Origin of the sequence: Psychrobacillus sp. OK032 (assembly GCF_900111345.1) — a bacterium.
In the GTDB taxonomy this organism is placed as follows: Bacteria; Bacillota; Bacilli; order Bacillales_A; family Planococcaceae; genus Psychrobacillus.
This window is the reverse complement of sequence record NZ_FOGY01000005.1, coordinates 156175-169537: the sequence shown is the minus strand read 5'-3', so window position 1 is coordinate 169537 and position 13363 is coordinate 156175. Positions and strand designations below refer to the sequence as shown.

At 38.0% G+C, this 13363-nt stretch carries 10 protein-coding genes; all 10 read left to right on the top strand.

Annotated elements, in window-relative coordinates:
* Positions 1 to 21: 21 nt before the first annotated feature.
* The 10 genes from uvrB to hisG all read left to right on the top strand — a co-directional run bounded on the left by uvrB (position 22) and on the right by hisG (position 13356).
* A complete protein-coding gene (gene uvrB / locus BMZ04_RS11485) occupies positions 22 to 2004 on the top strand; it encodes an excinuclease ABC subunit UvrB (protein ID WP_093270174.1) in 1983 nt (660 codons plus the stop codon).
* A gap of 3 nt (positions 2005 to 2007) precedes the next feature.
* Entirely contained in the window at positions 2008 to 4899 is a 2892-nt protein-coding gene (gene uvrA / locus BMZ04_RS11480; RefSeq protein ID WP_255367903.1) for an excinuclease ABC subunit UvrA, read from the top strand.
* A gap of 83 nt (positions 4900 to 4982) precedes the next feature.
* Positions 4983 to 6104: a DUF4097 family beta strand repeat-containing protein gene (locus BMZ04_RS11475; RefSeq protein WP_093270171.1), complete on the top strand. Its 1122-nt coding sequence runs from the start codon at positions 4983 to 4985 to the stop codon at positions 6102 to 6104.
* A 999-nt stretch (positions 6105 to 7103) separates the two neighbouring features.
* The gene (gene hprK, locus BMZ04_RS11470; RefSeq protein WP_093270168.1) at positions 7104 to 8039 is read left to right on the top strand and encodes an HPr(Ser) kinase/phosphatase; all 936 of its coding nucleotides are present in this window, start codon (positions 7104 to 7106) and stop codon (positions 8037 to 8039) included.
* 24 nt (positions 8040 to 8063) lie between these two features.
* A complete protein-coding gene (lgt, locus tag BMZ04_RS11465; RefSeq protein WP_093270165.1) occupies positions 8064 to 8873 on the top strand; it encodes a prolipoprotein diacylglyceryl transferase in 810 nt (269 codons plus the stop codon).
* A gap of 18 nt (positions 8874 to 8891) precedes the next feature.
* Positions 8892 to 9830, top strand: coding sequence for a nucleoside recognition domain-containing protein (locus BMZ04_RS11460; RefSeq protein ID WP_093270162.1), 939 nt, complete (start codon positions 8892 to 8894; stop codon positions 9828 to 9830).
* Positions 9827 to 10483 (top strand): pyrophosphatase PpaX, encoded by a 657-nt coding sequence (gene ppaX / locus BMZ04_RS11455; RefSeq protein ID WP_093270159.1) that lies wholly within the window; start codon positions 9827 to 9829, stop codon positions 10481 to 10483. Before BMZ04_RS11460 ends, ppaX begins: the two co-directional genes overlap by 4 nt.
* Positions 10480 to 10989 carry an acyltransferase gene (locus BMZ04_RS11450; protein WP_093270156.1) on the top strand — a complete coding sequence of 170 codons (510 nt, stop codon included), beginning with the start codon at positions 10480 to 10482 and terminating at the stop codon, positions 10987 to 10989. The genes ppaX and BMZ04_RS11450 overlap by 4 nt, the downstream gene beginning before the upstream one ends.
* 566 nt (positions 10990 to 11555) lie before the next feature.
* Positions 11556 to 12734, top strand: coding sequence for an ATP phosphoribosyltransferase regulatory subunit (locus BMZ04_RS11445; RefSeq protein ID WP_093270154.1), 1179 nt, complete (start codon positions 11556 to 11558; stop codon positions 12732 to 12734).
* Positions 12727 to 13356, top strand: a complete 630-nt coding sequence (hisG, locus tag BMZ04_RS11440) for an ATP phosphoribosyltransferase (protein WP_093270151.1) — start codon at positions 12727 to 12729, stop codon at positions 13354 to 13356. Before BMZ04_RS11445 ends, hisG begins: the two co-directional genes overlap by 8 nt.
* The last annotated feature ends 7 nt before the right edge of the window (positions 13357 to 13363 follow it).

Sequence of the window (13363 nt, the reverse complement as noted above, 5' to 3'; positions counted from 1 at the left end):
CAAAATGTGGGAGGCTTATGTATGGAACAAATTTTCGATTTGCAAGCTCCGTATGAGCCAGCAGGAGATCAAATAGAAGCGATAAAAGAATTAGTAAAAGGTGTGCAAACAGGGAAGAAACATCAAACATTGCTTGGTGCCACGGGTACTGGAAAAACGTTTACGATTTCAAATGTCATTCAACAAACGAACATGCCAACCCTTATAATGGCCCATAACAAAACACTTGCGGGACAGTTATATAGCGAGTTCAAAGAGTTCTTTCCTAATAATGCTGTCGAATATTTTGTTAGTTATTACGACTATTTCCAGCCAGAAGCGTACGTACCTCAAACGGATACGTATATTGAAAAGGATTCAAGCATCAACGAAGAAATTGATAAACTTAGACACTCCGCTACATCATCCTTATTCGAAAGAAAAGATGTCATCATTATTGCATCTGTTTCTTGTATATATGGACTCGGAAATCCGGAGGAATACAGAGAATTGGTCGTTTCCCTTCGAACAGGAATGGAAATTGAGCGAAATCAGTTACTTCGAAAACTAGTTGATATCCAATATGAACGAAACGATATAAATTTTACAAGAGGTACATTCCGTGTACGCGGAGATGTTGTCGAAATTTTCCCAGCATCAAAAGATGAGAAATGTCTTCGAGTCGAGTTTTTTGGAGATGAAATTGACCGAATTCGAGAAGTCGACGCACTTACTGGCGAAATAATGGCAGAACGTGAGCATGTAGCCATATTCCCGGCATCTCACTTCGTTACAAGAGAAGAAAAGTTGAAACTTGCCATAGAGAATATTGAAAAAGAATTAGAAGAACAATTGAAGATACTACGTGCTGAGGATAAATTACTAGAAGCGCAACGACTGGAGCAACGTACGCGCTATGATTTAGAAATGATGGAAGAGATGGGCTTTTGTTCAGGTATTGAAAACTACTCGCGGCATCTCACTTTACGTGAAGCTGGGGCAACTCCATATACATTATTAGACTACTTTCCAAAAGACTTTTTATTAGTAGTGGACGAAAGCCATGTTTCATTACCGCAAGTTAGAGGAATGTTTAATGGAGACCAAGCGAGGAAATCAGTATTAGTAAACCATGGTTTCCGGTTACCTTCTGCACTTGATAATAGACCACTTACTTTTAGTGAATTTGAAGACCACGTACATCAAGCAGTTTACGTTTCAGCAACGCCAGGACCTTATGAGATCGAACATACTCCAGAGATGGTAGAACAGATTATTCGACCGACTGGGTTACTAGATCCAGTAATAACATTGAAACCGATAGAAGGACAAATTGATGATTTAATCAATGAAATACAGGAACGTGCAGCAAAAAATGAGCGTGTACTTATCACAACACTAACGAAGAAAATGTCGGAAGATTTGACCGATTATTTAAAAGAGATTGGCATTAAAGTGCAGTATTTACATTCGGAAATAAAAACGTTAGAGCGAATTGAAATAATAAGGGATCTTCGTTTAGGAACATACGATGTCCTGATCGGGATTAACTTATTAAGAGAAGGGCTTGATTTGCCCGAAGTGTCTCTAGTTGCGATTTTAGATGCAGATAAAGAAGGATTTCTACGCTCAGAGCGTTCGTTAATACAAACAATTGGACGGGCAGCGAGAAATTCGAACGGCGAAGTAATTATGTATGCAGATAAAATAACAGATTCTATGCAAAAAGCGATGGATGAAACGAAACGACGTCGCATGATACAAATGGAATATAACGAAAAGCATGGGATTACACCGAAAACGATTCAAAAGAAAATTCGAGACGTTATTCGTGCAACCCAAGTGGCTGAAGAAGAAGCGAGTTATGCACAGCAGTTAACAAGTGGAAAATCTTTAACGAAAGAAGAAAAAGATACACTACTACAGAATTTAGAAAAAGAAATGAAAGATGCTGCTAAAGCACTTAATTTTGAACGGGCAGCACAATTACGTGATGCGATCCTTGAATTGAAGTTGGAAGGATGAATAATGTTGAAAAACCAAGAAATTATTATAGAGGGTGCTCGGGCACATAATTTAAAAAACGTCAGCTTAAAAATACCAAGAGATAAGCTAGTTGTTATGACTGGATTATCTGGATCTGGTAAATCGTCTTTAGCATTCGACACTATTTATGCAGAAGGCCAACGCCGATATGTAGAATCATTATCTGCCTATGCAAGACAATTTTTAGGACAAATGGATAAACCTGATGTCGATGTCATTGAAGGACTTTCGCCAGCTATTTCTATTGACCAAAAAACGACGAGTAAAAATCCACGGTCTACCGTAGCGACGGTTACGGAAATTTATGATTATTTACGGTTATTATTTGCACGTGTCGGAAAACCAATCTGTCCTACACATGGTATTGAAATATCATCTCAAACGATTGAACAAATGGTTGACCGACTAAGTGAGTACCCGGAGAGAACAAAAATGCAAGTACTAGCGCCAATTGTGTCCGGACGTAAAGGAACGCATGTGAAGTTAATGGAAGATATGAAAAAGCAAGGCTTTGTACGTGTTCGAATTGATGGGGAAATTACGGACTTAGACGATGATATAAATTTAGATAAAAATAAAAAACATAATATTGAAGTGGTTATAGATAGAATCGTACTAAAAGACGGTATTGCAGCAAGGTTAAGCGATTCATTGGAATCTGCGCTTCGACTTGCAGATGGTCGAGTATTAATTGATGTAATGGAGCATGAGGAAATTTTGTTTAGTGAACATCACGCCTGTCCGATTTGTGGGTTTTCAATAGGCGAGTTAGAACCAAGAATGTTTTCATTCAACAGCCCATTTGGTGCATGTGCCGATTGTGATGGATTGGGAACGAAATTGGAAGTAGACCCGGAATTAGTTGTACCTGATAAAAGTATGACATTGGAAGAGGGGGCAATTGTCGCATGGCAACCAACGAGCTCCCAATACTATCCAAAATTATTAGAAGCAGTGTGCAAACATTACAAAATTAAAATGAATGTACCAGTCGAAAAATTGCCGATCGATCAGTGGAATAACATTATGTATGGATCCGGTGAAGATAAGATTCGTTTTCGATATGAAAATGAATTTGGTCAAGTACGTGACAGTTTAATCCAATTTGAAGGAGTACTTTCTAATATCGAACGACGATATAAAGATACGTCTTCCGATTACATCCGCGAGCAAATGGAAAAGTATATGGGGCAACACGATTGTCCAACTTGTAAAGGGTATCGTTTAAAAAAAGAAACGCTCGCAGTTAAAGTGGACTCATTGCATATTGGTCAAATAACACAATTTTCTATTGAAGAAGCAAATAATTTCTTTCATCAATTAACAATGTCTGAAAAAGATACGCAAATTGCAAAACTAATATTAAGAGAAATTGACGAACGTCTTGGGTTTTTAAAAAACGTCGGTCTCGATTATTTAACATTGAACCGAGCTTCAGGAACATTATCTGGTGGAGAAGCACAACGAATTCGTCTTGCAACACAAATAGGTTCAAGACTTACGGGAGTATTATATATTCTGGATGAGCCTTCGATTGGTTTGCATCAGCGTGATAATGATCGATTAATCGATACATTAAAAAATATGCGCGACATTGGGAATACCTTAATCGTTGTAGAACATGACGAAGATACGATGATGGCGGCCGATTACTTAATTGATGTTGGGCCTGGTGCTGGTATTCGCGGTGGAGAAATCGTTGCTGCTGGTACACCAGAACAAGTGATGAAAAATAAAAAATCGCTTACTGGTCAATACTTAAGCGGGAAAAAGTTTATCCCACTACCAACAGAGCGTAGAAAACCCGATGGACGATATATTAATATTAAAGGTGCAACTGAGAATAACTTGAAAAATGTTAGTGTAGATATACCATTAGGCGTATTTACAGCAGTAACTGGTGTATCAGGCTCTGGGAAAAGTACGTTAGTGAATGAGATTCTATATAAATCGCTTGCGTCAAAACTAAACCGATCCAAAGTAAAGCCAGGAGCGAACAAAGGTATTGAAGGTATCGATCAGTTGGAAAAAGTAATTGATATCGACCAATCTCCAATAGGTCGTACACCAAGGTCTAATCCAGCAACATATACAGGCGTTTTTGATGATATAAGAGATTTATATGCTGCGACAAATGAGGCAAAAGTAAGAGGATATAAAAAAGGTAGATTCAGTTTTAATGTGAAAGGTGGACGCTGTGAAGCATGCCGCGGAGATGGAATCATTAGAATTGAGATGCACTTTTTACCGGATGTTTATGTCCCTTGTGAAGTATGCCATGGTAAACGGTATAATCGGGAGACATTAGAAGTACAATACAGAGGGAAAAATATTGCAGAAGTTCTGAAAATGACAGTAGAAGATGGGTTAGCATTTTTTGAAAACCACCCGAAGATTAGTCGAAAACTACAAACGATTGTCGATGTTGGATTAGGTTATGTGGAATTAGGTCAACCAGCAACGACACTTTCCGGAGGAGAAGCACAGCGCGTAAAATTAGCTTCTGAATTGCATAAACGATCCAACGGCAAAACGTTTTATATTTTAGATGAACCAACAACGGGTTTACATGTCGATGATATCGCTCGATTACTTGTCGTACTTCAACGTCTCGTAGAAAATGGTGATTCTGTACTTGTTATTGAGCATAACTTAGATGTTATTAAAACAGCTGATTATATGATTGATTTAGGTCCCGAAGGTGGAGACAAAGGTGGGACAATAGTAGCGGTTGGGCCACCAGAAAAAATCATCGAAGCAAAAGATTCTTATACTGGTAAGTACCTAAAGACTGTTCTTGAGCGTGATCGAAAACGAATGGATGAAGTTGTTTCAGAAGCTTCTGCGAAGAAAAAACCAACTGTCCAATCATAAATGAAACTTTATTGAAGTTTAATCGTATTTAATAGAGTAAGTAACTCGTTTTATATTTTAAACTTATGAGGAGGCCTTTCATTATGCAAGAAGAACGCAAACGTATTTTAGATATGGTTGAAAACGGCACGATTACTGCACAAGAAGCATTGGCATTACTAGAGGAACTTGGCAAACAGTCAGCACCTATCATTTCGTTAGAAAAGGAAGAGCCAAAACAAGAACAAACACATGCACAAAACAAGCACCAAAACGCCGATTTTATAGAAGATTTAAAACGTGATTTCACGGTAATGGGTGAACGGTTTATGCAGTTTATGCAAGGAACTGTAGATAAGATGAAAGAGTTCGATTTTGAAATGCCATTTGGTGAGCCAGTTATTTTTGAAGAAAATCTAGTAAAAGAACAAGCATCTTTCGACGATATTTCCGTTAATATAGCCAATGGTAAAATAGAAATTCATCCGACAGAAGAAGCTTACGCACATGCAACTGTAAAGGTGAAATCCTTCAAAAATTCTACAGAAGAAGAGGCGAAAGCACGCTTTGCAGAAGAATTTATTTTCACTACTGAAGGAAGTAAATTGCGTGTATACAGCGATATGAAAACAACTTCAGTCCAAGTAATGCTCTATGTACCGAAAAAAGCATATAATCATATTTCAGGCAGATTGTTCAATGGGGAATTTGCTGCAAAGAACCTGGAAGCAAACTCGTTTAAATTAAAAACAACGAACGGAAAAATAACATTAGATGCGTTGACGTTCAAAAGAGCAGATATAGAAACTGTAAATGGAGCCGTACAAGTCCAAGATGTTGTAGGTGATTCAATCGAAGTAGAAACGATGAATGGTCGTATTTATGTAGATGGAAAGCTGAAGGAAATAGAAGGTTCTTCGGTTAGTGGGCATGTCATTTTAACGACGAAAGATAAGGAAGCACGTAAAATCGAAGGTACTGCTGTTGCAGGAACCGTTGAATTGTATGTACCAAAAGATGTATCGTTAAAAGGAGAAACTACTACTCAAATTGGTAAAATTGACGTGCAACTTGCAGATATCACGCAAATAAACCAATCAGAACAATTGTTAAATAAACGAGTAGGATTCACTAAAATAGTGGATTCTGAAGCAGAACCACTAAAAGTATACGGCGATGCAAAAACAGGATCAGTGCTTGTACGATATACAGTAGACAGTGAATAAACAACAAAGCTGAAAGGGGCATCAGGCTCCTTTCAGCTTTTTTTAGAGAAAGTATATACATTGGAAAAAAATATCCAAATTGCATCAGGTGTATCGCTTTTTAGGAATAATGCGTAACAATTAGTTACCGCTAGGATTTCCGCTGCAGGGCGGACGCTTTCCGCGGGCATGGGCTTCAGCCTCCTCGTCGCTAATCGCTCCTGTGGGGTCTTCAGCTCATGCTATTCCCGCTGGAGTCGCCGCCCTTCCGCTGCAATCCACTGAGCTAGCTAGTTAACTAACAGTGTCGCTACCCTTAATCCAATCTAATATAGAAATTCCTGGAAATAAGACTAATAAATGGTTGAAGGAGACAGCATCCACTGCGAATGCGACAAACTTTCTCATAGTAAAGGCTCCACTTGTCATGAGATTACATTTTCTAATTAGCATTGCACGTTTATATAATGTGCATAAAATGATTCTCACTAAGTAACTGCTAGGAGAATGTTGATAAACCTTAGTGCTTATTCAATATAGCAATTGATTAGTCAGCAAGTTCCATTGATTGCAACGGAAGGCGGCGACTCCAGCCGGATGAGTGAGACAGATGAGACATCACAACGTACGCGTAAGCGGCGGTGATGGCTCATCGCTCACCCGGCGGAAAGCGTCCGCCTGCAGTGAAAATCATTGCGGTCACCTCATAGAGCTTTTTAAGACGCATTATTCCTATATTGCGCAATACATAGTATTCATCAACATTGTCTCACAGCAAGTAAATTCCTTACTTTGATAAATGGTTACTCTGCATAGTTTTTGTTTCTTTTAATGGCCGATGTACTGTATAAAGTAACACATTATACGATGAAGACAAGGTACTTAAAGCATTCTGCACTTATCTAATCCGGTATCCTTTAATAAATAGTTATGCAAAAGATAAATGAATACAAAAAAAATGACTAATCATGCTAAAATAAGAACTATGTGCGGAAAGAAGCATGAAAGGAGTGGAGAGATATGCCTCATGTGACGACAAAGGATATAAAAGAAAAGTTCAATCTTTCATTAGTAAGCGGGGAGGAAGGAATTGGACGCCACGTTGCAATTAGCGATATTTCTCGACCAGGAATTGAAATGGCGGGTTACTTCACACATTATCCGTCCAATCGTATCCAATTAATGGGGAAAACAGAAATCTCGTTTTTTGCATTATTAACAGAGAAAGAAAAAAGCGAGCGAATGATGAAACTATGTGCATCAGATACACCAGTAATTATCGTTTCACATGGAATGGAAGTACCAGAAGAGTTAATCATTGCATCGAATGAAAACTCTGTTCCTGTTTTAACGACTACTATGCCTACTACTAGATTCTCTAGTATGCTAACGAATTTTTTAGAAAGTATGCTTGCTCCTACGACTGCTGTACATGGCGTATTAGTAGATATATATGGAGTTGGGGTTTTAATCACTGGTAAAAGTGGTGTTGGTAAAAGTGAAACAGCACTAGAATTAGTTAAAAGAGGGCATCGTCTAGTAGCAGATGATTGCGTGGAAATTAGGCAAGAAGGGGAAGACACGCTAGTTGGAAGTGCGCCCAAATTAATCGAACATCTTCTAGAGATTCGGGGACTTGGTATCATTGACATTATGACGCTTTTCGGTGCAAGTGCCATTCGAAACTATAAACGAATTACATTAGTGATCGAGCTTGAAATATGGGATGAGAAAAAGACGTATGACCGACTTGGATTAGAAGAAGAAAAGATGGAAATCATAAATACCGCTATTACTAAATTAACTGTTCCAGTTCGACCAGGTCGAAATTTAGCCGTTATTATAGAAGTAGCAGCAATGAATCATCGATTAAAACGTATGGGCATTAACGCTGCAGAAGATTTTGCGAAACGATTAGATGATGTAATAGGTCAAAATGGAGAAGCAAATTACTAATGAGTCAGTTGAAGGGAGTTTCATATGAATTTATTACAAGCGATTGATCCGGTGGCTTTTTCATTAGGATCATTGGAAGTACGTTGGTACGGGGTAATTATCGCGTTCGGAATTATTGTAGCTTTTTTAGTAGCTCAAAAAGAAATGGTGAAACGTGGATTTCATCCCGATTATTTAACTGATCTACTCATTTGGGCAGTACCAATAGCGATAATTAGTGCTCGTATATACTATGTCATTTTCAAATGGGATTATTACGGCCAGAATCCTGGCAAAATTATAGAGATTTGGAATGGCGGAATTGCGATTCATGGGGCATTAATTGGGGCATTTTTAACTGCTTACTTTTTTACAAAGAAAACAGGTACTTCTTTTTGGAAAGTGACCGATATTGTAGCTCCAAGTATTTTAATCGGGCAAACAGTTGGGCGTTGGGGAAATTTCATGAACCAAGAAGCGCATGGTGGAGAAGTAACGAGAAGTTTTTTAGAAAATTTGATGCTTCCAGATTGGATTATTAACCAAATGTATATAGATGGTAAGTATTATCACCCTACTTTTTTATATGAGTCCGTATGGAATTTAATAGGGGTTATTATTCTCATTCTTCTTCGTAAAGTAAATTTACGTCGCGGAGAAATGGTCTTATTTTATTTAACATGGTATTCAGTTGGACGATTCTTTATAGAAGGAATGCGTACAGATAGTCTTTACTTAATAGGGGATTTACGACAAGCTCAAGTCATTTCATTAGTTACGATTGCTGTCGCAATTATTTTATTTGTATATAGAAGAATGACTGTTAAACCAGTCGTTCGATATCAGGACAAGTAAGGGAAAGAAGGGGATTGCGTGGAGACATTAAAAAGGGGACTTATAGCAGGACTAAAAACTACATGGTCATTAAGTAAGATAATTTTTCCCATAACTCTATTCGTAGTTATTTTGCAGTATACTCCTATTCTCCCATGGATAATCGAAATAATCTCGCCGTTCATGGGTCTACTTGGGCTAAGAGGAGAAGCAGCAATTCCACTCGTTTTAGGAAATGCATTGAACCTTTATGCCGGTATAGCAGGAATACTTTCGTTGGAACTAACGGTAAAAGAAGTGTTTATATTAGCAACCATGTTATCTTTTTCACATAATATCTTTATAGAAACAGGAGTTGCACTTAAAGTAGGAGTAAAACTCTGGGTTGTTTTAGTCGTTCGTTTTGGATTAGCAATTATATCGGCAATGATTATAAATGTAGTTTGGCAAGGTGGCGGAGAAATAGCTAAGTATGGGGCAATTGCAGGTACGGAGAAAATCCCTGATGGTTGGGGAGAAATTATTTTACTTGGCTTGCAAAAAGCGACTTTTGGTGTTTTACAACTTGCACTTATTGTTATTCCATTGATGATTATTATTCAAGTGTTAAAGGACCGTAATTATTTGCAAAAGTTTTCCGAAAAGATCGCCCCACTTACGAAAGTTATTGGCGTTCAACCAAATGCCTCTTTAACACTTGTCGCAGGGCTTACAATAGGTCTTGCATATGGTGCTGGTGTTATGATTCAAGCAGTGCAAGAGGACGGGGTAAGTAAGAAGGATGCGACACTTGTCTTTATCTTTTTAGTAGCATGTCATGCAATAGTGGAAGACACGTTAATCTTTCTTCCGTTAGGAATTCCAATTCTGCCTTTATTTTTAATAAGACTCGTGACAGCGTTTGTACTGACGATAATTGTCGCTTACGTTTGGCGTAAATCTGAGCAAAGAAAGCAAGAGGAAGTGGCTACACTATGAAGGGAAAACCGTATAAAGCACTGTTGTTTGATTTTGATGGAACATTATTAAACACGAATGAGCTAATTATCGAAAGTTTTTTACATGTTTTAGGAGAAAGATTTCCTGGGAAATATGATAGAGAGAGTGTTTTACCATTTCTCGGACCAACATTGCAAGAAACGTTCCATGCCATTAATCCTGAACTCACGGAATCTCTTATAGCCGCTTATCGTACATGGAATATTCAACACCATGATGAAATGGTTGCACCTTTTGATGGGGTTGTCGAAACATTGTATAAATTAAAAGAAGAGGGATACAAACTAGCAGTCGTATCGACAAAGAGAAGAGAAATGATTGTTAGAGGGATTAACCTGATGAAATGTGAGACGCTATTTGACACAATCATTGGATTAGATGATGTAAAGAATGCGAAACCAGATCCTGAGCCAATCGAACTTGCACTTGAAAGAATTGGTGTTGGAAAAGAAGACGCATTAATGATTGGTGATAATTTACATGATATCATTGGCGGACAAAGAGCTGGAGTAGATACAGCTGCTGTCGCATGGTCAATGAAAGGGGAAGCTTTCTTAGCAACCTACCTCCCAACTTATATGATTCATCATATAAGTGAGCTTGTCGAAATTGCTAAAGGTCAGACAGTATGAGGAAAACCGAAAGATACCCTGTAAGTGGTGCAAATTCGTTATGGCATGTGTATGATACAGTTCCATTTTGGAAAGTAGTGAAGAATTTTATCTTCATACAAGCGGCGAGATACTCTCCATTTTTAAGTTGGAAGAACTTTTTTTATCGTGTATTTCTAAGAATGAAAGTTGGTAAAGAAACTTCTTTTGCTTTGATGGTTATGGTGGATGTCATGTTTCCGGAACGGATCAAAGTTGGCGATAATACGATAATCGGTTATAACACAACGATATTGGCGCATGAATATTTGATAGATGAATATCGTATTGGCGACGTAATCATCGGAGACCGGGTGTTAATTGGAGCCAATTCTACGATATTGCCAGGTGTGACGATAGGGAATGATGCAATAGTTTCCGCCGCTACACTTGTAAATGCAGATGTTCCAGAAGGTTGCTTCGTCGGAGGCAACCCGATGCGCATTATTTATACAAAGGAACAAATGATTGAACGAAATAATAAATAACAAACAAAGCTATTCTTCATGTGGAGGATAGCTTTTTTCTTAAGAGTAAATGATTACTTGCGAAGTAGAGTATGCATCTTGCGATTCGTGGACGTTAACTTGCGATTCGCTGATATATTACGTAAACACATTAAGTGTTTCGATTAATCTATCCTATTTTTGGCTTTGTTAAGCTTAGATGTTGAATAGACGGCAAGTTCCTTTGATTGGAGCGGAAGGCGGCGACTCCTGCGGGAAAAGCATGAGCTGAAGACCCTGGACTGAGCATAGCGAAATTGTTTTTTTGCGACGAGCTTGCGCAGGAGCAAGGGAAGCGGCTGAAGCCATGCCCGCGGAAAGCGTCCGCCTGGAGCGGAAATCAAATGCCAGAGCACTTTACTTTCTCTTCCGCTGGAGGTACGACGAGGGGGCTCGATTTTTTGCATATGGTAAGCTTCGGAAATTTTTTCTTACTATTCTAAAAGGAACTAACGGATAGTTTGACGAAATGAATAATATAGGATAAAATCTATATAATTTAACATATTAGTACTCTAGCATGATGAAGTAACTAAAGGAGTGGTGAAATGGGTAAAATTCAAATGTTCGAGAAACCTCTAGGAATGAGAGATTCGTTTCCAAAAGTAAATGAACAAAAAGAATACATACGTTCAACAGCAAGAAACTTTATACGAAACAAAGGATACGATTTTATCAAAACACCGTCTGTTGAATATTTTGAAACAATCGGAAAAGCTTCAGCAATTGACGAATCATCTCTTTTTAAACTAGTAGACAATCAAGGAGAAACGCTTGTATTGCGTCCGGACATGACGACTCCAATTGCAAGAATTGCAGCTTCCAAATTATTGAAAGAAAAAAATCCTTTGCGTCTAGCTTATTATGCAAATGTTTTCCGAGCGCAACAACGAGAAGGTGGCCGTCCAGCAGAGTTCGAACAGCTAGGACTAGAGTTAATCGGAGATTTCAGTGCATACGGAGATAGTGAAATTATTCATACAGCAGTAGAGCTCTTAAAAACGCTTGGTGTGGAAAGTTTTCGAATTACGATTGGCCATGCAGGATTATTAACGGCGTTACTAACAAATAATACTAATACAATGGAACAAGTAGACGCATTAAGACAGCTTTTAGTAGAAAAAAACTTTGTAGGATTCGAAGAAAAGTTAGAAAATCTAGGCTTATTACAAGAACAAAAAGATAATCTTACAAAGCTAATAGATTATACGATTGACTTTAAAGTATTTGAAAACTTCCGACCATATTTAACGAATGAACAACAATATTTAATTGATCAACTGGAGCAGTTAAAGCGTTTGTTGGAACTTCAACTAAATTATCCATCTATTGTCTCATTCGATTTCTCACTTGCTAGTCATATGAGTTATTACACAGGCATGTTGTTTGAAATTTATGCTGCCGGAAGTGGATTTCCCATTGGTAACGGTGGTAGATATGATGAATTGTTTAATCAGTTTGATGAAAAAGTAGGAGCTACGGGATTTGGAATACGTGTAGATCGGCTTTTAGAAGTGTTACCGAAAAATGATGTGAAGGAAAAGCATACACTTCTTTTATTCGATGAAGCATCCTATTTAAAAGCAAATGTATTAGCGGAAGCGAGAAGAAATAATGCAGAACGAGTAACCCTTCAATTTATAGCGAGTATCAACGATTTAGAAGCGTATAAACGAAGTTTTGATGAAGTACTAATTGTCTCAGAAGGTGGTTCTTTACGTGAATGAGTTAACAATTGCAATGCCGAAAGGGCGTATTTTCGAAGAAGCATATCAATTATTTGTAGAAGCTGGGTTTAATCTTCCTAAAGAGATTAATGACTCTAGAAAGCTTATTGTCGAAGCACCCGAGGAAAGAATTCAATTTATATTAGCGAAGCCGATGGATGTTCCCGTTTATGTAGAGCATGGAGTTGCAGACATCGGTATTGCGGGAAAAGACGTGCTATTAGAACAGCTTCGAGATGTTCATGAATTACTCGATTTGCATATTAGTAATTGTTATATAGCAACTGCAGGGCTACCTAATACGATGATGAACGAAATAGCACCAAGAGTTGCAACGAAATATCCGACAATTGCTACGAATTTTTATAAAGAAAAGGGAGAGCAAGTAGAGATTATTGAACTAAATGGTTCCATTGAATTGGCGCCGATGATTGGATTAGCCGATCGCATCGTAGACATCGTTTCAACTGGTCAAACATTAAAAGAAAATGGGCTAGTCGAATATGAAAAAATTGTAGATATATCCTCTCGATTAATCGTAAATCCTGTAAGCTACCGTGTGAAAAGTGAACGCATTCGTACATTTGTAGCACAATTAAAAAACGAATTGATTAAAAGGTAGGGAATCC

Coding starts and splice junctions, on each gene's coding strand:
- uvrA (WP_255367903.1), top strand. CDS start 2,008: ATGTTGAAAAACCAAGAAATTATTATAGAGGGTGCTCGGGCACATAAT.
- BMZ04_RS11475 (WP_093270171.1), top strand. CDS start 4,983: ATGCAAGAAGAACGCAAACGTATTTTAGATATGGTTGAAAACGGCACG.
- hprK (WP_093270168.1), top strand. CDS start 7,104: ATGCCTCATGTGACGACAAAGGATATAAAAGAAAAGTTCAATCTTTCA.
- ppaX (WP_093270159.1), top strand. CDS start 9,827: ATGAAGGGAAAACCGTATAAAGCACTGTTGTTTGATTTTGATGGAACA.
- BMZ04_RS11450 (WP_093270156.1), top strand. CDS start 10,480: ATGAGGAAAACCGAAAGATACCCTGTAAGTGGTGCAAATTCGTTATGG.
- BMZ04_RS11445 (WP_093270154.1), top strand. CDS start 11,556: ATGGGTAAAATTCAAATGTTCGAGAAACCTCTAGGAATGAGAGATTCG.
- uvrB (WP_093270174.1), top strand. CDS start 22: ATGGAACAAATTTTCGATTTGCAAGCTCCGTATGAGCCAGCAGGAGAT.
- lgt (WP_093270165.1), top strand. CDS start 8,064: ATGAATTTATTACAAGCGATTGATCCGGTGGCTTTTTCATTAGGATCA.